This window comes from Janthinobacterium aestuarii (assembly GCF_051380835.1).
In the GTDB taxonomy this organism is placed as follows: domain Bacteria; phylum Pseudomonadota; class Gammaproteobacteria; order Burkholderiales; family Burkholderiaceae_D; genus Janthinobacterium; species Janthinobacterium aestuarii.
In genome coordinates, this window is record NZ_JBNYXU010000001.1 from 579,140 (window position 1) to 599,328 (window position 20,189).

Below are 20,189 nucleotides of genomic sequence, written 5' to 3' on the forward strand. Positions count from 1 at the left end.
CATCAACCTTTCTTGTGTGTCAGTTGATCGGTTGCCACGGCCAGGATGACCAGGATGCCCGTCACCAGGATCTGGTACACCGAGGACACGCCCATCAGGGTCAGGCCATTGCGAAACACGCCGACGATCAGCACGCCGACGAGCGTGCCCATGATCGAACCACGTCCGCCGAACAGGCTGGTGCCGCCGAGCACGACGGCGGTGATGCTGTCGAGGTTGTCAGTCTGGCCGCCCTGCGGGTCGCCCACGCCCATGCGCGCCACCGACATCAGCGCGGCGATGCCGTAGCACATCCCGGCGATCATGTAGACGCCCAACAAGACTTTATTCGTGGCGATGCCGGTCAGGCGGGCCGCCTCCGGATTGTTGCCGACGGCGTAGAGGTGGCGGCCGGGCGCGGTCTCGCGCAGGTACAGCCAGGTCAGCACGTACATGCCCAGCATCAGTACGGTGCCGTAGGTAAAGGTGGCCTGGCCGAGCTGGAAGGTGTTGCCGAAAAAACCCATCGCTTCCGGCAGGCCGGTGACGGTCTGGGCCTGCGAGTACAGCTGCGTGACGGCGAAGGCAATGTTCATCGTGCCCAGCGTGACGATAAACGCCGGCAGCTTGACCGAGGTCACCAGCGCGCCGTTGATGAAGCCGATCAGCACGGTGACGGCGATGCCGCACCCGATCGCGAGATAGGGGTTCATGCCGAGGTCGACGGCGAATTTGGTCATGATGACCGAGCCCAGGGCCATCGCCATGCCGCAGGACAGGTCGATGCCGGCGGTCAGGATGATCAGGGTCTGGCCGATGGCGATAATGCCGACGACCATGACCTGCTGCAAAATCAGGGAAAAATTCTGGCTGCTGAGGAAGCGGTCGCTCTGCGACGCGAAGAATGCGCAGGCGGCGAGCAGGGCAATGACCGGGCCCAGTGTCGAGAGCGGCGGCATAAATGTCGGGATGGTGGAACGCATCTGTTATCCATATTCAAGAGGGGAAAAAGGCGACGCGCAGGCGGCCGCGCGCCGGCAAGGCAGATAGCCTTGCCGAACGCGGCCGCCTGCGTGGATTTATTTACCCCAGCAGGAGTTCAGACCGAACGCCGTGTCGCGGCTCTCGATGCCTGCTTGCTGTTTGTCGCTGATCAGGGTGACGCCGGTGTCGACGTAGCCGCTGGCCTTCTTCCCGTTCTTGGCGTACTCGACGCCGGCTTCGACGCCCAGGCCCGCCATGTTCAGCGGATACTGCTGCGCGGTCGCCGCGATGACACCGGCCTTGACGTCGCGCACGCCGGCGCAGCCGCCGTCGACCGAAACAATCATCACGTTCTTTTCCTTGCCCACGGCCTTGAGCGCCTTGTAGGCGCCGGCGGCAGCCGGTTCGTTGATGGTGTACACGAGATTGATGTCGGGATTTTTCTGCAGGCAGTTTTCCATCGCCGTCTGGCCCTTGCCCTGGTCGCCGAAACTGTCGGCCATGCACACCACGTCGGCGGTTTTCGCCGGCCCGACCGTCTTGGCGCTGATGCCCGGCGCGCCGTAGCCGGCCAGAAAACCGTTGTGGCGGGCGATCCCCACCGGATGGCCGGGGAACAAGTCCAGCATGGCGATCTTGGCGGGCTTGCCGGCGAAGGCGGCCTTCGCGTATTGGCCGATCAGCAAGCCGGCCTTGTAGTTGTCGGTGGCGAACAGCGCATCGGTGGCGTCCTGCGGCTCGGTCGGGCTGTCGAGGGCGATCACCAGCACGCCGGCGGCGCGCACCTTCTTGATGGCCGGCACGATGGCTTTCGAATCGCTCGGCGTGATCATGATCGCCTTGGCACCGGCGGCCACCATGTTTTCAATCGCCGTCACCTGGCCGGCGTTGTCGCCGTCGGCGCGCCCGGCCGCCGTCAACAGCTTGGCGCCCTTCAGTTTTGCGCGTTGCTGCGCGCCTTCTTTCATCTTCACAAAGAAGGGGTTGGTATCGGTCTTGGTGATCAGGCCGACGATCGGTTCCTCGGCCATGGCGGCGCCGCCGGCTGCCGTCAGGATAGCCAGTGCGATGCATTGTTTGACGTTCATTGTGTGGTCTCCAGAATCTATTTATTTTTTACCGGGAGGCGATTGCCTCGGCCTGGGGGCGGCCGTCAATGCGGTGCCCGAGCCAAATATACGCCCGGCAAATTAATAAATCAAGCGGCTTTATATATTGTGTGTGGTAAAAAAGATCAGTCCATCGCGGCCGGCACGGATGTCGTTTTGCTGAAAAATAGTATTTGAAAACTCGCCGCTTTTGCAGTGGTGGCAGATGGGTTTTGTTTTTATAGTTGGCATACCGGTGGAAAACCGCCGGACTATAAAAATGGAGACGTGTTATGAAAATCATGACTGCTGTTGCATGGGGTACCCTCATGTCCGCCGGGTTTGCAGACGCCTCGGCGCAAAGCTGCTCGGTGCCCGTGATCAAGGTGCTGGCGCAAAAAAGTCTGGGCTTGACCGTGATGGAAAAGACCCTCGCCGAGTATGAAAAGAAAAGCGGCACCAAGGTACAAATCAGCTATTTCGGCGAAAACGACCGCCGCTCGAAAGCCCGCCTCGATGCTTCCACCAAGGCCGGTTCCTACCAGATCTATTACATCGACGAAGCCAACGTGGCCGAATTCGCCACGGCCGGCTGGGTCGTCCCCCTGCTCAAATACCTGCCCAAGGACGCCGACTACGACGACTTCCTGCCGGGCCGCCGCGCCGTCGCCTCGTACAAGGGCGTGGCGTATTTCGCGCCCTTGATCGGCGGCAGCGATTTCCTGTTCTACCGTCGCGACCTGCTGGAAAAGGCCGGCATCGCCGTGCCGAAAACGCTCGATGAACTGGTCGCCGCCGTCAAGAAAATGAATAATCCGCCGAACGTGTATGGCTGGGCGGCGCGGGGCCAGCGCGGCTCGGGCATGAATGTGTGGCGTTGGGCGCCGTTCATGCTGGCCGCCGGCGGCAAGTGGGAAAACAATGGCATGCCGGCCTTCAATTCGCCGCAGGCCGTCAAGGCCACCACCCTGTACCGCGAGCTGTTCAAGTATTCGCCACCGGGCGGCGCCACCTATGACTGGAGCAACGCGCTCGAAGCATTCAGGTCGGGCAAGGTGGCCTTCATGATCGAATCGACGCCGTTCGCCGACTGGATGGAAGATCCGAAAAAATCCGCGGTGGTCGACAAGGTCGGCTATGTACGCCCGCCAGCGCCGCTGCCATCGGCCGCGTATGGCCACGGCCTGGCCATCTCCGCCACCGGCGCGAAAGATGAATGCACGCGCCAGGCGGCCGGCAAGTTCATCGCATTCGCCACGGGCAAGGAGCAGGAGCAGGCGCGCCTGAAGGACAACGTCTTCAGCGACTACAACCGCACCAGCACCATCAACAGCGACTACTTCCGCAAGCACGTCAAGCCGCAGATCCAGGCGGGCCTGACGGACACCACGCCAGTCTCGCGCGTCACCATCTGGCCTAGCCCCGAATGGCCGGACATTGGCGACAACCTGGGCGTCGTGCTCGAAGAAGTCTTTACGGGCACGCGCGGCGACGTGCAAAGCGCGCTCGATGAGGCGAATGAGTATGCGACCGAGGTGGTTTCGCGGGCGAAGAAACGCAAATAAGCCGTATTGCCGTTTCACCCAACGGCGGAAGTGCTGGGGTCAGTCGCTTCGCGATCGGGTTGCGCCCCACTGGGACGCAATCCCCCGCCGGGTCTGACCCCAGCTCTTGCCTTGGGGCTAAAGCCAGCGCTTGCCCGTTCTCGTTTGAAAGCTGATTCCTATGCCACACTCCATCCATAAAAAACGCCACACCTGGCTGCCTGCCGTCTTCCTGACCTTGCCGCTGCTGGTTCTGCTGGTGCTGGGCCTGGTGCCCAGTATCGCCGCCATCAACCTGGCCCTGCAAAACCGCGTGCTGCGCTACAGCGACAGCGAATACGTGGGGCTGGCCAATTTCATTCGCCTGTTCGGCGACCGCCGCTTCATGAACGCCGTGCAGGTCTCGGCGGTGTGGGAAGTGGTGACCGTGGCCGGTTCGCTGATCGTCGGCGTGCTGCTGGCCGTGTTCCTGTTCGAGAAAGTGAAGGGCCGTACGCGTGACGTCATCGCGCTGCTGCTGATCGTGCCCGTGCTGCTGCCGCGCGTCTCGGCCGCCTTTATCTGGAAGTTCATGTACTCGCCGCTGATGGGTATTTTGAACTGGATGCTCGAATGCGTGGGCCTGGGCGGCACGGCCCTGCTGTCCGACCCCGCCACGGCCCTGTATGCGGTGGCGCTGGTCGATATCTGGCAGTGGGGCCTGTTCTTCGGCGCCGTCATCCTGAAACTGCTGGAAACCCTGCCCGGCGAACCGCTGGAAGCGGCGCGCCTCGACTACGCCGGCACGCTCCAGGTGTATGCCTACATCGCACTGCCCATGCTGAAGGTACCCATCATGAGCCTCGTGTTCATCAAGATGGTCGAGTCGCTGCGCTCGTTCGACCTGATCTACGTGATGACCAAGGGCGGCCCCGGCATCTCCACCGAAACCCTGGACATGTATGCGTATGCGCAAGGCATCGGCCTGATGGGCAAGGTGTCGTACGCATCGAGCATGGCCGTGCTGATGATGCTGGCCACGACCATTATTTTCACATTGCTCTGGAAGCGAGTCGCCAAATGGGAAAACTGACTATCCGGCGCGGCGTGGACCATGCCGCCACCACCGCCATTACCACCGCGATTATCCTGGTGGCGCTGTTCCCCATCCTGTGGGCCGTGCTCAATTCCTTCAAGGAGCTGATGGACATCGTCACGCCCGTGCCGCGCTTTTTCTTCAGCCCGACACTGGCCAACTACAAGCAGGTGCTGGCCAGCCCGGAAGTGCTGACGGGACTGGGCAACAGCGTGGCCATCGTCGGCGTGGCCGTGCTTGCCGGCGCCGTGCTGGGCGTGCCCGCCGCGTATGCGATCGCCCGCTATCCGATCCCGGCCAAGAAGGATATCCAGTTCTTCCTGCTATCCCTGCGCTTTTTGCCGCCGGTGGCCGTCGCCATTCCGCTGATCTCGATCTGGATCGACCTGGGCCTGTACGACTCGCGTCTGTCGATGGTGGTGACGTATCTGCTGGTGACCCTGTCGACCATCATCTGGCTGTCGATTCCCGCGTTTGCCCGCATCCCGAAAGAGATCGAGGAGGCGGCCGCGCTCGATGGCTACGGCCCTTACCAGGTGTTCTGGTACGTGGCCCTGCCGGTGGCCTCGAAAACCCTGATGGGCGGCATCGTCTTCAGCTTCGTGCTGGTCTGGAATGAACTGATGATCGCGCTGGCGCTCACCTCGTCGAAAAGCATGACCCTGCCCGTGGTGGCGTCGGCCTTTACCTCGATGGGCCAGGAAGTGCCGTGGGGCGTGGTGAACGCTTCCACCGTGCTGCTGGCGCTGCCGCCGCTGCTGTTCGTCGGCATCCTGGGACGGCTGCTCAACTCCATGCTCAAACATAAATAAGGAAATCCATCATGCAAGCACTCGTACTGGAACAAGCGCATTCCATCACCCTGCGCGACATCAACCTGCCGCTCGTTGTCGGCCCGCGCGACGTGAAAATCAAGATTCACACCGTGGGCATCTGCGGCAGCGACGTGCATTACTTCAAACATGGCAAGATCGGCCCTTTCGCCGTCGAAGCGCCGATGGTGCTCGGCCACGAGGCGTCCGGCGTGGTAGCCGAAGTGGGCGATGACGTGACGCACCTGAAGGTGGGCGACCGCGTCTGCATGGAGCCGGGCGTGCCGCAGTTCGATTCGCCTGCCACCATGCGCGGCTTGTACAACCTCGATCCCGCCGTGCGATTCTGGGCCACGCCGCCCATCCACGGCTGCCTCACGCCGTATGTCGTGCATCCGGCCGCCTTTACCTTCAAGCTGCCCGACAACGTCAGCTTCGGCGAAGGCGCCATCGTCGAACCTCTGGCCATCGGCCTGCAGGCGGCCAAGAAGGCGGCCATCAAGCCGGGCGACGTGGCTGTCGTGATCGGCGCCGGCACCATCGGCGCCATGAATGCGCTGGCCGCGCTGGCGGGCGGCTGCTCGCGCGTGATCCTGGCCGACCTGGTGCCGGAAAAGCTGGCCCTGTTCGCCGGCAATCCCGCCGTGACCACAGTCGATGTGCGCCACGCCAGCCTGTTTGATACGGTGCGCGAGCTGACGGACGGCTGGGGCGCCGACATCGTTTTCGAGGCCAGCGGCAGCATGCGCGCCTACGACAACATCGTCGACCTGCTGTGCCCGAACGGCTGCCTGGTGCTGGTCGGCATGCCGCCCGAAAATGTCCCTTTCGATATCGTCGCCATCCAGGCGAAGGAAGTGCGCATCGAATCCGTGTTCCGCTACGCGAACATCTTCCCGCGCGCGATCGCCTTGCTGGCTTCCGGCAAGATCGATGTCAAACCCTTCATTTCGCGCACCTTCGGCTTTGCCGACGGCGTGCGGGCGTTCGAGGAAGCGGCCCAGGGCCATCCGCGCGACGTCAAGATCCAGATCGAACTGGCAGGAGACTAACACCATGGCAAACATCACTTGCAGGCAGCTGCACAAGACTTATGACGAGAAAACGGCCGTGCTGCAGCCGTTCGACCTGGAAATCGATGACGGCGAATTCATCGTCCTGCTGGGGCCGTCGGGCTGCGGCAAATCGACCTTGCTGCGCATGATCGCGGGCCTGGAAGACATCAGCGGCGGCGAGCTGCACATCGGCGGCGCCATCGTCAACGATTTGCCGCCGCGCGCGCGCAACGTGGCGATGGTGTTCCAGAACTACGCGCTGTATCCGCACATGACGGTGTACGACAACATCGCCTTCGGCCTGCGCCGCCTGAAGGTGCCGAACGACGAGATCGAGCGCCGCGTGCGCGAGGTGGCGGCCATCCTCAGCCTGGACAGCCTGTTGGAACGCAAGCCGCGCGCCATGTCGGGCGGCCAGCAGCAGCGCACGGCCATTGCGCGCGCCATGATCAAGACGCCGCAAGTGTTCCTGTTCGACGAACCGCTGTCGAACCTGGACGCCAAGCTGCGCGCGCAGCTGCGCGCCGACATCAAGCGCCTGCACCGCCGCCTGCGCACCACCACCCTGTACGTCACGCACGACCAGCTGGAAGCCATGACCCTGGCCGACAGGGTGGTGCTGATGAAGGGGGGGCATATCGAGCAGATCGGCACGCCGGCGGAACTGTACAACCATCCGCGCACCCTGTTCGCGGCCGGCTTCATCGGCACGCCGGCCATGAACTTCATCGATGGCCTCGTTGAAAAAGAGGGCGGGCAAACGGTGCTCGTGTGCGCCGGCTACCGCTGGCCATTGATTTCTCCCCGCTTCGCGGCGCTGCATTCGGGCGCGCGCGTGGTCTTCGGCCTGCGCCCGAATCACTTGCGCGCGGCGCTGCCGCGGGAGCAGGCAGGCACGCATGGCCTGGCGTGCGTGATCGACCTGGTCGAGCTGCTGGGCGCCGAAGCGTTGATCAGCTTCCAGTGCGGCGTCCTGACCTTGTCGGCGCTGCTGCCGGCGAACGCGGCCAACAGCGCGGCGCAGGTGGGCCAGACCCTGGCGCTGGCCTTCGATGAAGAGCACATGCACCTGTTCGACGCCGACAGCGGTCTGGCTTTGGCGCTCAATGCCCAGGTAAGTGGTTAGAATAGCTGGCAACGAGACCGCGTAAGGAACTGCCGTGATGCCTGACCTGGAACTGATCCACAAACCGATCCATGAATCGTTTCGCGCGTGGGCGCACGGCTTTCCGCACACGGTGGCGAAATGGCATTTTCATCCCGAGTACGAACTGCACTTCATCATTACGTCAAACGGCAAATTTTTCATCGGCGACCATATCGGCAGCTACGGGGCGGGCAATCTGATCCTGACGGGGCCGAACCTGCCGCACAACTGGGTCAGCGAACTGCCGGAAGGCGTGGTCTTGCCCGAGCGCGACCTGGTGCTGCAGTTTTCCGGCGACTTCATCGAACGCTGCGCGCTGCTGTTCCCGGAAATGGCGCCCCTGAAAGCCCTGCTGGGCGAGGCTGCCAGGGGCTTGCAATTTCCCGATGCGCTGGGCCTGCGCCTGGTGCCGCTGATGAAGGAATTGACGACGGCGCAGGGCTTGCGCCGGGTTGAACTGTTTACGCGCCTGTTTGGCGAGCTGTGCGACTGCCGCGAGCGGCGGCCCCTGGCCAGCGTCACTTATCTGGCGCAGGCGGGCCGCTACATGTCGTCGACCATCAACCTGGTGCTGGCGTATATCAAGCAGAACATCACGCTCGATTTTTGCGAGCAGGACGTGGCTGACGTGGCGGAGATGAATACGCTCAAGTTCACGCGTTTCTTCCGCAAGCATACGGGCACCTCGTTCATCCAGTACGTGAACCAGGAGCGCATCGCGCTGGCCTGCGAGCTGCTGATGAACACGGACATGAAGGTCACCGATATCTGCTACCGCACGGGATTCAACAACCTTTCCAATTTCAACCGCCAGTTTTTGGCCCACAAGCAGATGTCGCCGTCGAAGTTCCGCTCCTGCCTGCTGATGAACATGCCCGATCCGTCCGGCGACGGCCATTTTTAACTTTATTCTGGAATCAAATGACTTATCTCGGTATCGATATCGGCACTTCCGAAGTCAAGGCCATCCTCACCGATGACGCGCAAACCATCGTTGCCAGCGCCGGCGTGACCCTGCGCGTGTCCAGCCCCCATCCCGGCTGGTCGGAACAGAATCCCGAAGACTGGTGGCACGCCACCCTGGACGTCATCGCCGCCATCCGCGCCGCCCAGCCGGTGGCGTTTTCCGGCTTGCGCGGCATCGCCCTGTCGGGCCAGATGCATGGCGCCACCCTGCTCGACAAGCAACAGCACGTGCTGCGCGCAGCCATCCTGTGGAACGACACGCGCGCCTTTGCCGAATGCGTGGAACTCGAGGCGCTGGTGCCCGAGTCGCGCGCCATCACGGGCAACCAGGCCATGCCCGGCTTCACGGCGCCCAAGCTGCTGTGGCTGCAAAAGTACGAACCGTCGCTGTTCCGCGCCACGGCCAAGATCTTGCTGCCCAAGGATTACGTGGCCCTGCGCCTGACGGGCGAGTATGTTTCCGATATGTCCGACGCTTCCGGCACCCTGTGGCTGGACGTGGCCAAACGCGATTGGTCCGAGCGCATGCTGGCGGCCACGGGCCTGACCCGCGAGCACATGCCGCGCCTGGTCGAAGGCAGCGCCGTCGCCGCGCAGGTGCGGCCCTCGCTGTGCCAGGAATGGGGCATCGCGCACCCGGTGCTGCTGGCCGGCGGCGCGGGCGACAATGCGGCGGCGGCTGTCGGCCTGGGCGTGGTGGAGCCGGGCGCCGGCCTGCTGTCGCTGGGGACGTCCGGCGTGCTGTTTGCCGGCAGCGACGGCTTTGCGCCGAATCCGGGCCAGGGCGTGCACGCGTTCTGCCACTGCCTGCCCGGGCGTTGGCACCAGATGAGCGTGATCCTCAGCGCCGCGTCCAGCCTCAGCTGGGTGGCGCGGCTGACGCAGTCGAGCGATATCGGCGAATTGGTCAGCCTGGCGGAAAACGTCGAGGCGCGCACGGCGCCCATCTTCCTGCCGTATTTGAGCGGCGAGCGCACGCCGCACAACGACGCTTCCGCGCGCGGCGTGTTCTTTGGCCTGTCGACGGAACACGGCCGGGCGGAACTGGCCTACAGCGCGATGGAAGGCGTGGCTTTTGCCATGGCCGATGGCAATGCGGCCTTGCGCAGCGCCGGCACGCATCTGGAAGAAGCATCGTTCGTCGGCGGCGGTTCGCGCAGCCGCTTCTGGGCCCAGCTGTGCGCGAATGCCTCGGGCTTGCACGTGCTGCGCCACGACCACGGCGCGGCTGGCGGCACCATGGGTGCGGCGCGTCTGGCGCAGATGGCGGTGACGGGCTTGCCGCCCGCGCAAGTGTGTACGCGGCCTGCCGTGCAGGAGACAATTGCGCCGCAAACCTCCGCCGTGCTGGACGAACGGCTGGCGCGCTACCGGCGTCTGTATCCGCTGCTGCGCGAGGAATTTGCCGGCGCGGCGGCCGACGGCGTGGCCGGATAGTTAACTTTTCCTTGTAATTTGTTGTTTCTATGTTGAAAGTGTTTCTCTAGCGAAAGTGTTGCTTGGTTTTTCATGGGGCGCGTCGCATGATTTCCTTATTTGGTGAGAATTGGATAGTTTTTGGCGGCGCCTTTGTTGCCATCCTGTTCTTGCCGCCGGGAGAAACACATGCAACTTGCGAATCTGAAAATCTCCGTCCGCCTCGGTCTGTTGGGCGCCTTCTTCTTTCTTGCGCTGGTGTTCGTCGGCGCGCGCGGCTGGAGCGCGCTCGACGCGGCCAGTGCGCGCAGCGCGGACGCCATGCAGCGCGCCGTGGCCCTGACGGAGGCCATCGACGCGGCGCGCAGCGCGCAGGTGGAATTCAAGATCCAGGTGCAGGAGTGGAAAAACATCCTGCTGCGCGGCGGCGATGCTGCCGCCTTCCAGCGCTACCGCGAAGCGTTCGTCGCCAGCGGCGCGCAGACGCGCAAGGAATTGAAAAGCCTGCAATCGATGATGGCGGCGCTGGGGCTCGACACGGCGCCCGTGGCGCAGGCGCTGCAGGCGCACGATGCGCTGGGCGTGAGCTACCTGGCGGCCCTGCAAAAATTTGATGGCGCGCGCGCCGACAGCGCCCACGTGGTCGATGCGCTGGTCAAGGGCATGGATCGCGAACCGACGCGCCAGATCGACGCCATCGTCGCTGCCATCGGCAAGCAGTCGCACAGCCTGATGGCGCAAATGAAGGAGCAGGACGCGGCCGCGCACCGCAGCGCCAGCATCGTCATGCTGGCCACCGTGCTGGTGACCCTGGTGGTCGGTACCGTCACCGTGTGGTGGCTGATCCGCAGCATCACGCTGCCGCTGGGCGCGGCCGTCGGCATCGCCCAGCAGGTGGCGGCCGGCGACTTGCGCGCCGTGGTGGCCGATGGCAGCCGCGATGAAATCGGCGACCTGCTGCGGGCCCTGAAAGCGATGAGCGGCAACCTGGCCGCCATCGTGGGACGTGTGCGCACAGGCACGGACGCCATCGCCACGGCCTCGGCGGAAATCGCCAGCGGCAATATGGACCTGTCTTCGCGCACGGAGGAGCAGGCCAGTTCGCTGGAAGAGACGGCCGCCTCGATGATCGAACTGACGTCCACGGTGCGGCAGAATAACGAGAATGCCGACCAGGCGCGCCAGCTGGCTGGCGGCGCGTCCGACGTGGCGCAGCGCGGCGGCGCAGCCGTGGCGCAGATGGTGCAGACCATGAGCCATATCAATGCCTCGTCCAAGCGCATCGTCGACATCATCGCCGTCATCGACGGCATCGCCTTCCAGACGAATATCCTCGCCCTGAATGCGGCCGTGGAAGCGGCGCGCGCTGGCGAACAGGGGCGCGGCTTTGCCGTCGTGGCGACGGAAGTGCGCAGCCTGGCGCAGAGGTCAAGCGCGGCGGCCATGGAAATCAAGCAGTTGATCGGCGAATCCGTGCGCACGGTGGAAGAGGGCAGCGTGCTGGCCGGCCAGGCGGGGCGCACGATGGATGACGTCGTGAGCAGCGTGCAGCGTGTGAACGCCATCATCGGCGAGATCGCCGTGGCCAGCGTGGAGCAGCGCGACGGCATCGAGCAGATCAGCATCGCCATCAGCCAGATGGATGGCGTGACGCAGCAGAACGCGGCCCTGGTGGAGCAGGCCGCCGCCGCCGCGGACGCGCTGCAGCAGCAGGCGGCCAGCCTGGCCGACGCCGTCAGCATCTTCAAGCTGCACGGCACGCCCGGCGTGGCCGCAGCGGCGGGCGCCACCGCAGCCCGGACGCTGTCGCTGGCCTGAAGCGGGCGTGCCACGCGCCGCTTGATGCCAGTCAAGCGGCACCCGATCAGGCAAATATCGCGCCAAAATTCTTATATTATTTCCTTTCAGCATGTATCTGCGCCCGGCCGCATGGCGCACGTTGCAAAGGAAAACCATGTTCCGTACTTTCCGCCTGCCAGGTGACGCATGACGGCGCCGCTGCTGGCGCTGTGCCTGGCCATGGCCATGGTGCTCGCCGTGCTGCTGGCGTGCCAGTGGCGGGCGGCGCGCATGTGGCGCATGCGTCATGCGACGGGCGTGGTGCTGCAGGCGGCGCAGGCGCAACGCATGGCAGATGCGCTGGCGCTGCTGCATGCGCTGCCGGCGGCCGTCATCGGCACCGACCACGATGGCGTGGTGCGGTACCTGAATCCCCGCGCCAGCGCCATGGGCGGCTTGCAGGGCGACGATGGCCCGGGCCAGGCCGTGACGCAGCTGCTGCCGCTGTTCCATGACGGCACGCCCATCGACGCGGCGCGCCAGGTGCGCGACTGCGTGGCGCGGCAGGAAGTGCTGGAAGTGGCGCGCGGCGCCGTGCTGCTGCGCCATCTCGACGGCAAGCGCATCGACGTGCAGTACAGCTGCGCGCCGCTGGCGCAGGGCGGCGCGGTGCTGCTGCTGCACGACGTGTCGGCCCGCCGGCGCGCCGAGCAGCAGCTGGAATTCATCGCCCACCACGACGGCTTGACGGGCTTGCCGAACCGTTTGCATTTCCAGATCCGCTTCGAGCACGGCATCGCCTACGCGCGCCGCCACCAGGGGCTGCTGGCCGTGCTGTTCGTCGACATCGACCGCTTCAAATCCATCAACGACAGCCTGGGGCACGACGTGGGCGACCAGGTGCTGACGGAGTTCGCGCGCCGGGTGCAGCAGTGCGTGCGCAAGGTCGATACGGTGGCGCGCCAGGGCGGCGACGAATTCATCATCCTGTTGACGGAACTGCGCACGGCGCATGATGCCGAGCGGGTGGCCGAGAAAATCGTCCGCGCCATCGCCGCGCCCTTCGTCATCGGCGAATACAGCCTGTCGGTGGCAGCCAGCGTGGGCGTGGCCCTGTACCCGGACGACGATGACGACGTCAATGCGCTGATCGAAAAGGCCGACCTGGCCATGTATGCGGCCAAGCGCCACGCGCCCGGTACTTGCCAGCGTTATGCCCCGCGCATGCAGACGCAGTCGTATTCGCGCACCATCCTCGAGACGGCCCTGCGCCACGCGCTCGAACGCAATGAATTCGTGCTGTACTACCAGCCGCGCATGGACTTGAAGACGCGCAGGATCACGGGCGTGAAGGCGCTGCTGCGCTGGAAGCACCCGGAACTGGGCTTGATGATGCCGCTCGACTTTTTGCCGGTGCTGGAGGAAAGCGCCTTGATCCTGCCGGTGGGCGCCTGGGTGCTGGCCACGGCCGTGGAGCAGGCGCGCAGCTGGATCGCGCAGGGGCAGATGCTGACGGTGTCCGTCAGCCTGTCCGCGCGCCAGTTCTACCAGCGCGATATCGCGCGCAATTTCGCCGCCGCGCTGGAGGCGGCCGGCGTGCCGGGCCATTGCATCGAACTGGAAATCGCCGCCGGCATCCTGATCGACAGCAACCAGAACTGCGAGCTGATACTGCGCCAGTTCCGCCAGCTGGGCATGGCGATCGCCATCAGCGATTTCGGCACGGGCGACGCTTCGCTCACTTACCTGAAACGCTTTCCCACGGATGCCGTGAAGATCGAAAAGTGCTTCGTCGACGACCTGGGCAAGTCGGGCGGCGATAGCGCCGTGGTGCGCGCCATTGTGGCGATGGCGCGCACGCTCGGACTGCGCACCATCGCCGGCGGCGTGGAAAGCGGCGAGCAGCTGGAACTGCTGGCCGAGATGGGCTGCGACGAAGCGTTTGGCTATTTTCTCGGCCGCGCCGTGGCGCCCGAGGACATCGAGGCGCTGCTCAAAAGTAGCGAAGCCATTCAGAACTGATAGCGCAGCGACAGCATGGCGTTGCGCGAATCGCCGTAGTAGCCGCCCATGCCCGTCGAATAGTACTTCTTGTCGAAGACGTTATTGACGTTCAGGGTCGCCACCAGCTGCCTGCTGACCTGGTACTGCGCCATCAGTCCCGCCACCGCATACGCGTTCTGCGTGAAGCGTTCGCCATTCGGTCCGCGGTCATCCATGTAGATATCGCTCTGCCAGTTCACGCCGCCGCCCAGCAGCAGGCCCGGCACGCCTTGCGCCAGGCGCCAGGTGGTCCACAGCTTGAGCATGTTCTGCGGCTGGTTGGTCTGGATGCGTGCGGCGGCGGCATTGCGGATGCGGCTATGCGCATAGCTGGCCGTCAGCTGCCAGTCGGGGCGCAACTGGCCCGATACTTCCGCCTCGAAGCCGCGCGTGGTGGCGCCCTTGACCGTGTGATAGGCGTAGGAGCCGCCGCCCGTGCCGATGATCCAGACATTGCCCGGATCGGCTTCGGCCAGGTTTTCCTGCTTCAGCTGGAAGAGGGCGACGCTCGTGGTGAGCTTGCCGCCGAAGAATTCGCCCTTGGCGCCCACTTCGTAGTTCTTGCCCTCGAGCGGCGCCAGGAAGCGGCTGTTGACGTCGCGCTGGCTTTGCGGCGTGAAGATGCTCGTGTAGCTGGCATAGGCCGACCAGTTTCGGCCCAGGTCGTAGACGAAGCCCGCATACGGCGTGATCTTGCCGTTTTCGCGCATCGCGTCGTACAGGTCCGTGTCGGCATCGTAATCGCTGCGGATGTCGCGCTTCCAGTACGACAGGCGCGCACCCAGGATCACCGACAGCGCGTCCGTCGGGCGCAGGCGCAGCGTCGAATACAGGCCGCTTTCGCGCTCCTTGTCGTACGAGCTGCCCAGGCGCGTGCCGCTGTAGTCGGGCACCGGCATATCGCCGTTCCAGGCGTGGATATTCGGCACCGCATGGTCATAGCCGGCGAGACGCCAGCCCGGATAGATGGGGCTATTCGTCTCGAGTTCCGAGGCGCTCGCGCCCAGCACCAGTTCGTGCTGGCGGCCGAAGGCCCGGAACGGTCCGCTGACGTACGCGTCGAGCGAGGTCTGTTGCGGCTTGCTGTGCCAGTTGGCCAGCCACAGCCGCATGCCGCCACCCGTCACGCGGTCCGGGTAGCCATTGCCTGAAAAACCCTGCAAGGCATCGTACTGGTTGCTGCTGCGGCTGACGGCCAGCTTGGCGATCCAGTCGTTGTCGAAATAATAGTCGAGCGTGGCGAACAGCATGCTCTGCTCGCGGTCATACGTGCTCCACGCTGTCGTGCCGTTCATCGACCGGGGGAAGCGCGTCTGCGAGCCGTCGCTGTAGAAAATGGGGAATTCGCGGCCCGCGCCCTTGAGCTTTTCCTGCTGGTAGTTGATGCCGGCGCTGAGCACCGTCGACGGCGTCAGGTCCGTTTCGACGATGGCGTACAGCACGTCCTTTTTCTGCCGGTAGCGGTCAATGAACGAGCGCTGGTCTTCATGCGCGGCGACGAGGCGTGCGCGTACCTTGCCGTCCGCCGTCAACGGTGTCGAGACGTCGCCTTCGATGCGGTAGCGGTCCCATGATCCCAGCTGCGCGCCGGCCGTGGCGACAGAAGCGCGGCCCGGGCGCTTGCGCACCAGGTTGACGGCGGCCGACGGGCTGCCCGTGCCGCTGATCAGGCCCGTGGCGCCGCGGATGATTTCCACGCGATCGTAGATGGCCATGTCGTAGGTGCGCGCTTCCAGGTTCTTGCTGGTCGGGATGCCGTCGAACATGTACGACGTCACTTCGAAGCCGCGTGAAAATACCTGGTCGTATTCGCGCGTGCTCGACGAATGGTCGACCGTGATGCCGGGCGCCTGCGCCAGCACGTCCTGCAAGGTGCGCAAGCCCTGGTCGTCGATCTGCTGGCGCGTGATGACGCTGACGGCCTGCGGCGTTTCGCGCAGCGACAGATTCAGGCGCGTGGCGCTGGTCAGGCCCGCGTAGCCGCGCTTGCCTTCCGTGGTGCCGTCGCGCAGGGCGCTGGAGCTGACGGCCACTTCGTCCAGGGTGGCGGCAATCGGGGTGCCGGTCGATGCGGCCCCCGCCTTGCGCAGCACGTAGCTGCGTTCCCCGCTGGGCAGCGCCTCGAGGCCCGTGCCGGCCAGCAGGCGGGCCAGTGCCTGCGGCACCGTGTAGCTGCCGTTCAGGCCCGGCGTGCGCACGCCTTGCAGCAGTTCGGCCGCCGCGCCCACGCTCACTTTTGCTTCGATGGCAAAGCTGGCGATGGCGGCGGACAGTTCGCCGGCCGGCACGTGGAAGACCGTTTGCACGGTGGCTGGCGCGGTGGCATCGGCCGCCATGGCCGGCGCCTGCGCCAGCGACAGCAGGATCAAGGCGCTGCCGATGGCGCGCGCGAGGGGAGTCAAACGGGGTGGGTGCATGGTCTGGCCTTTCCGGTGAGTGTCGTTGTAAGGTATCGTTGTCATACCGTCAGGACAGGTCACGGCGAAAAAAAGGGCCAATTTTTATCAATTATTTTTTGCGGGCCGCGATGTTGACCCAGTACGGGGTGCGGTACAGCACGTCGACGGGCAGCATGCGCGCCAGGCTGTCCAGCACGGCGTCCGTGTCGTCGAGCTGGAAGGCGCCCGACAGGCGCAAGCCCGCCACTTGCGGCTCCACGCGCAGCAGGCCGGGGCGGTAGCGTGACAATTCGGCAGCGAAGGTATCGAGGCGCATGTCCTGCACCGCCAGCATGCCGCGCGCCCACGCATCGGCTTGCAGCGGCGCCGGCGTGGGCAGGCCGGCGTGATTGGCGTCGAAGCGGCTGTGCTGGCCCGCCACGAGCGTGCGGACGGTGGCCGAGGGGGCGCGCGGCGTGATTTCCACCGCGTGTTTGAGCACCGTCACGCGGCTGCCGTCGTCGTCGACGCGCACGGTAAAGCGCGTGCCCAGCGCGCGGATGCGGCCATGACAGGTGGCGACGATGAAAGGGCGGCTGCCCGCATGGTCGGGGCGCGTCTGCACCAGCACTTCGCCGCGGCGCAGGGTCAGCCGTCGTTCGCCGGCGCCATACGCCACGTCGACGGCGCTGTCCGTGTTGAGCACCAGGGTGCCGCCATCGGGCAACGAGACTTCGCGCCGTTCGCCCACGCCGCTGCGGTAATCGGCCAGCATGTCGTGGCGCACCAGCAGCCAGGCGGCGGGCGCCGCCATCAGCGCCAACAGCACTTGCACGGCCACGCGGCGCTGCGGCCGGCGCAGCACGGGCACGGCCAACTCCGGCGGCAGCAGGCCAGCCGTCTGGCTCACCTGCTGCATCCTGTTCCAGGCGCGCGCGTGTTCCGGGTCGCGTGCACGCCACTGGGCGCTGGCTGCCAGGTCGTCCGGCGTGGCCTGGCCCGATTGCTCCAGCAAATACCATTCGACGGCCTGGCGCGCCACTTTGCGCGACAACGGTGGATATGGCGAAGTGGCCGCGCTCATGCCGGCAAGTCCTGCGCCAGCAGCACGCATTCGGTCAGCGCCTCGGCCATGTAGCGTTTCACGGAGCGCTCGCCGATGCCCAGCTGCGCGGCGATGTCCGCGTAGGCATGGCCTTCGATCTGCGCCATGATGAAGACGGCACGCACCTTCGGTTTCAGGCTGTCGAGCATGGTGTCGACCGCTTGCAGCGCCTGCAGGATTTCCGCGCGCTGCTCGGTCGATGGCACATGCTGTTCGGGCAGGGCGGCGAGCGCGGCCAGCCACGCGCGTTCCAGCGACTGGCGGCGCAAATGGTTGATCAGCAGATGTTTGGCGACGGTCGCCAGGTAAGCCTTGGGCGCGCGCAGGGCCGGCGTGTGCGGCTGCATGGGCGCGCCGGCCAGCATGCGCGCGAAGGTATCGTGCATCAGGTCGGCCGCCTCGGCAGCATTGCCCAGGCGCCGCTGCAGCCAGTGCGCCAGCCAGCCGTGGTGCGCGCGATAATGGCTTTCCAGCTGCGTGGGCAGCAGGGGGGGCATGGCCATGGCCGTTACAGCACCGCCAGCGCGACGGCGGCCAGCAAGGCCGCCACGCCGATGATGCGCGCCAGGCGCATGGCCTGGTGGGGGGCATACGGCAGCAGCCAGATCAGCAGCAAGCCGCAGCCCGTCAGGCTGCCGACCCAGTAGACGAGGCCATAGCCGCTGCCGGCGATGTGCATGGCCCAGGCCAGGGCCGCCGCCAGCGCCAGCCAGCCCGTCCACTGCAGGCGGCGGCGCAGCGGCGCGGGCGGTTCCGCGCCGCGTCCGTGCAGGTCGGCGTAGTGGCGGTCCATGGCCAGGCACAGCGAAGACAGGCCCGCATAGCACAGGGCGAAGACGAGGAAGTTCGACAGCAGCTCCATCACGCGGCCTCCATCGTCTGCGCCGGTTTTACTGGCGCCGCCTTGGCCGCTTTCATGGGCAGCGGTTTCAACTTGAACGCCGCATACGCGAGGCCCAGGCCCAGCACCAGCACCACCAGGTCGAAGGCGGCCACCGCCACGGGGCCACGGCCCAGGAACAGCGTGACGCCCAGGTGCGAATCGGTGGTAAAGACGTTCAGCACGGGCAGCGACGCCAGCAGGAAGGCGCCGGCGGCCAGCTGCATGCGCCACATGGCGCGCGACGGGCGCAGCTGGGCGACGATGGCGGCCAGGGCCCAGGCGCCGAAGAAGCAGGCGATTTCCTCTTGCGGCCGCTCTTCCATCGCCACCGGCAGCAGGCGGTTGGCCCAGAAGTAGGCGCCGAAGGCGATCGGGATGCCGGCGATGGCGCCGATGTTGAGCGCCTCGACCAGGCGCAGGCCGAAGCTGGCGCGCTTGCCGGCGGCCAGCGCCTTGGCCTGCTTCTGGCGCGTTTTGACGGCCCACAGCAGGGCGCCCGTGGCGACCATGGCGCAGCCGGCCAGGCCGGACAGGAAGAACAGGGCGCGCAGCAGCGGGCCGCCGAAATGCGCCACGTGCAGTCCCACCATCACGCCTTGCGTGGCGGCGGCGCCAGGCTGCGCGTCGCCGTCGGTCGACAGCAGCTTGCCGGAAACGCCATCGAATTCCATCGACGGCTGTTTCGACGACATGTCGCGCCCGCCCGCGCGCGTCAGCGAAATGGTGGCGTTGGCGTCGCCCGGGTGGTTGACGGAAATGCGCTCGACCTTGCCGCCGCCCCAGTGCTGTTCCGCCTGGCGCACGAGGGGCGCGAGCGCCGTCAGCGGCGCGGCCACGCCGGCCGGCTTGCTGTCGCCCGAGCGGCCGGGAAACGCTTCGGCGAAGAAGGCGTCCTTGTCGCCCTTGTAGGCGGCCGTGGCGCCCGATGGCATGTACAGGAACATCAGCGTGACCAGGCCCGTGTAGGTGATCATGATGTGGTAGGGCAGGGCCAGCACGGCCGTCACGTTGTGCGCATCGAGCCACGAGCGCTGGCCCTTTTTCGGCCGGAAGGTAAACAGGTCCTTGAAGATGCGTTTGTGCGTGACGATGCCGCTGATGATGGAGACGAACATGAACATGGCGCAGAAACCCACGATCCAGCGGGCCCAGATGGCCGGCATGTAGTGCAGGTCGAAGTGCAGGCGGTAGAGGAATTCGCCGCCCCGCGTCTCGCGCGGCTTGGACAGCACCTCGCCCGTGGCCGGGTCGGCTTTTTCGCTATGAAAATTGCCGCGCCGTCCGCGTTTCTTTTCGCCCGGTTGCGATGGCTTGCTCCAGCCCAGTTGCGTGGCGGGGCTGCGCTCGCCGGGCAGGCTGATGAACCAGCGCGTGGCGCCCGTGGCCCGCTCTTCCATCGCTTTTTGCGCGACCTTGGCCGCTTCCTCGGTGCTCACCTCGCTGGCGGCGGCGCCATGCAGTTCGGGCTGCATCCACAGCGTGATTTCATTGCGGTAGTAGCTGGCCGTGCCGGCGCAAAACACCAGCAGCAAGATCCAGCAGACGAGCAGGCCGGACCAGGTGTGCAGCCATGCCATCGACTGGCGGAAACCTTCTTTCATGCGAGACTCCAGGATAGTGCGTCCATCCACTGCAGGATGGCGGCGATGACGGCGGCCGGAATCAGGAGACCCAGCCAGGCGCGCAGCGCGCTGCGCGTGGCGAAGACCCACATCACGGCGCAGGTATAGATGGCAAACGACAGCAGGGTGGCTGCCATGACGGCTTCGGAACGGGCCATGGGCAGGCTTACCGACAGCAGCATGGTGACCAGCGCGGCCAGCACGTAGCCGCCGACGATGGCCGCCACGCTGCGCGAGGCCACGCCGAGCCGGTACACGGCGCCGGCGGACAGCCGCAGGCGCGCGATTTTAGTGATGGCTGGCGCTTGCATGG

Annotated in this window: 17 protein-coding genes; 9 read left to right on the plus strand and 8 right to left on the minus strand. The window is 65.5% G+C overall.

Going from position 1 to position 20,189, the window contains the following annotated elements:
• Positions 1-2: 2 nt before the first annotated feature.
• Together ACQ4WO_RS02610 and ACQ4WO_RS02615 are read right to left on the minus strand one after the other, a co-directional pair.
• Positions 3-962 (minus strand): ABC transporter permease, encoded by a 960-nt coding sequence (locus ACQ4WO_RS02610; RefSeq protein ID WP_436480113.1) that lies wholly within the window; start codon positions 960-962, stop codon positions 3-5.
• A 96-nt stretch (positions 963-1,058) separates the two neighbouring features.
• Positions 1,059-2,051, minus strand: a complete 993-nt coding sequence (locus ACQ4WO_RS02615) for a sugar ABC transporter substrate-binding protein (protein ID WP_436480114.1) — start codon at positions 2,049-2,051, stop codon at positions 1,059-1,061.
• A 293-nt stretch (positions 2,052-2,344) separates the two neighbouring features.
• Between ACQ4WO_RS02615 and ACQ4WO_RS02620 the strand changes: the two genes are divergently transcribed.
• From ACQ4WO_RS02620 to ACQ4WO_RS02660, 9 genes are all read left to right on the plus strand, one after another.
• Positions 2,345-3,616 carry an ABC transporter substrate-binding protein gene (locus ACQ4WO_RS02620; protein WP_436480115.1) on the plus strand — a complete coding sequence of 424 codons (1,272 nt, stop codon included), beginning with the start codon at positions 2,345-2,347 and terminating at the stop codon, positions 3,614-3,616.
• 160 nt (positions 3,617-3,776) lie between these two features.
• Positions 3,777-4,667 (plus strand): carbohydrate ABC transporter permease, encoded by an 891-nt coding sequence (locus tag ACQ4WO_RS02625; protein ID WP_436480116.1) that lies wholly within the window; start codon positions 3,777-3,779, stop codon positions 4,665-4,667.
• On the plus strand, positions 4,655-5,482 hold the full coding sequence (locus ACQ4WO_RS02630; RefSeq protein WP_436480117.1) for a carbohydrate ABC transporter permease: 828 nt from the start codon (positions 4,655-4,657) through the stop codon (positions 5,480-5,482). Before ACQ4WO_RS02625 ends, ACQ4WO_RS02630 begins: the two co-directional genes overlap by 13 nt.
• A gap of 11 nt (positions 5,483-5,493) precedes the next feature.
• Positions 5,494-6,534 (plus strand): NAD(P)-dependent alcohol dehydrogenase, encoded by a 1,041-nt coding sequence (locus ACQ4WO_RS02635; RefSeq protein ID WP_436480118.1) that lies wholly within the window; start codon positions 5,494-5,496, stop codon positions 6,532-6,534.
• A 4-nt stretch (positions 6,535-6,538) separates the two neighbouring features.
• The gene (locus tag ACQ4WO_RS02640) at positions 6,539-7,663 is read left to right on the plus strand and encodes an ABC transporter ATP-binding protein (protein ID WP_436480119.1); all 1,125 of its coding nucleotides are present in this window, start codon (positions 6,539-6,541) and stop codon (positions 7,661-7,663) included.
• Between the two features lie 34 nt (positions 7,664-7,697).
• Complete coding sequence (locus tag ACQ4WO_RS02645) at positions 7,698-8,588, plus strand: AraC family transcriptional regulator (protein WP_436480120.1); 891 nt, start codon at positions 7,698-7,700, stop codon at positions 8,586-8,588.
• Positions 8,589-8,605: 17 nt separating this feature from the next.
• Entirely contained in the window at positions 8,606-10,087 is a 1,482-nt protein-coding gene (xylB, locus tag ACQ4WO_RS02650) for a xylulokinase (RefSeq protein ID WP_436480121.1), read from the plus strand.
• A gap of 168 nt (positions 10,088-10,255) precedes the next feature.
• Positions 10,256-11,884 carry a methyl-accepting chemotaxis protein gene (locus ACQ4WO_RS02655; RefSeq protein ID WP_436480122.1) on the plus strand — a complete coding sequence of 543 codons (1,629 nt, stop codon included), beginning with the start codon at positions 10,256-10,258 and terminating at the stop codon, positions 11,882-11,884.
• A 168-nt stretch (positions 11,885-12,052) separates the two neighbouring features.
• The gene (locus ACQ4WO_RS02660; RefSeq protein ID WP_436480123.1) at positions 12,053-13,867 is read left to right on the plus strand and encodes a putative bifunctional diguanylate cyclase/phosphodiesterase; all 1,815 of its coding nucleotides are present in this window, start codon (positions 12,053-12,055) and stop codon (positions 13,865-13,867) included.
• On the opposite strand, the gene ACQ4WO_RS02665 is transcribed toward ACQ4WO_RS02660, so the two are convergent.
• The 6 genes from ACQ4WO_RS02665 to ACQ4WO_RS02690 form a co-directional block, all read right to left on the minus strand.
• Positions 13,858-16,305 carry a TonB-dependent siderophore receptor gene (locus ACQ4WO_RS02665; RefSeq protein ID WP_436480124.1) on the minus strand — a complete coding sequence of 816 codons (2,448 nt, stop codon included), beginning with the start codon at positions 16,303-16,305 and terminating at the stop codon, positions 13,858-13,860. The genes ACQ4WO_RS02660 and ACQ4WO_RS02665 overlap by 10 nt on opposite strands.
• 91 nt (positions 16,306-16,396) lie before the next feature.
• Positions 16,397-17,350: a FecR domain-containing protein gene (locus ACQ4WO_RS02670; protein WP_436480125.1), complete on the minus strand. Its 954-nt coding sequence runs from the start codon at positions 17,348-17,350 to the stop codon at positions 16,397-16,399.
• Positions 17,347-17,874, minus strand: a complete 528-nt coding sequence (locus ACQ4WO_RS02675; RefSeq protein WP_436480126.1) for a sigma-70 family RNA polymerase sigma factor — start codon at positions 17,872-17,874, stop codon at positions 17,347-17,349. The genes ACQ4WO_RS02670 and ACQ4WO_RS02675 overlap by 4 nt, the downstream gene beginning before the upstream one ends.
• Positions 17,875-17,879: 5 nt before the next feature.
• Complete coding sequence (locus tag ACQ4WO_RS02680; protein WP_436480633.1) at positions 17,880-18,233, minus strand: DUF3325 domain-containing protein; 354 nt, start codon at positions 18,231-18,233, stop codon at positions 17,880-17,882.
• Positions 18,233-19,855, minus strand: coding sequence for a PepSY-associated TM helix domain-containing protein (locus ACQ4WO_RS02685; protein ID WP_436480127.1), 1,623 nt, complete (start codon positions 19,853-19,855; stop codon positions 18,233-18,235). Before ACQ4WO_RS02685 ends, ACQ4WO_RS02680 begins: the two co-directional genes overlap by 1 nt.
• Positions 19,852-20,187: a DUF3649 domain-containing protein gene (locus ACQ4WO_RS02690; RefSeq protein ID WP_436480128.1), complete on the minus strand. Its 336-nt coding sequence runs from the start codon at positions 20,185-20,187 to the stop codon at positions 19,852-19,854. The genes ACQ4WO_RS02685 and ACQ4WO_RS02690 overlap by 4 nt, the downstream gene beginning before the upstream one ends.
• Between the last annotated feature and the right edge of the window lie 2 nt (positions 20,188-20,189).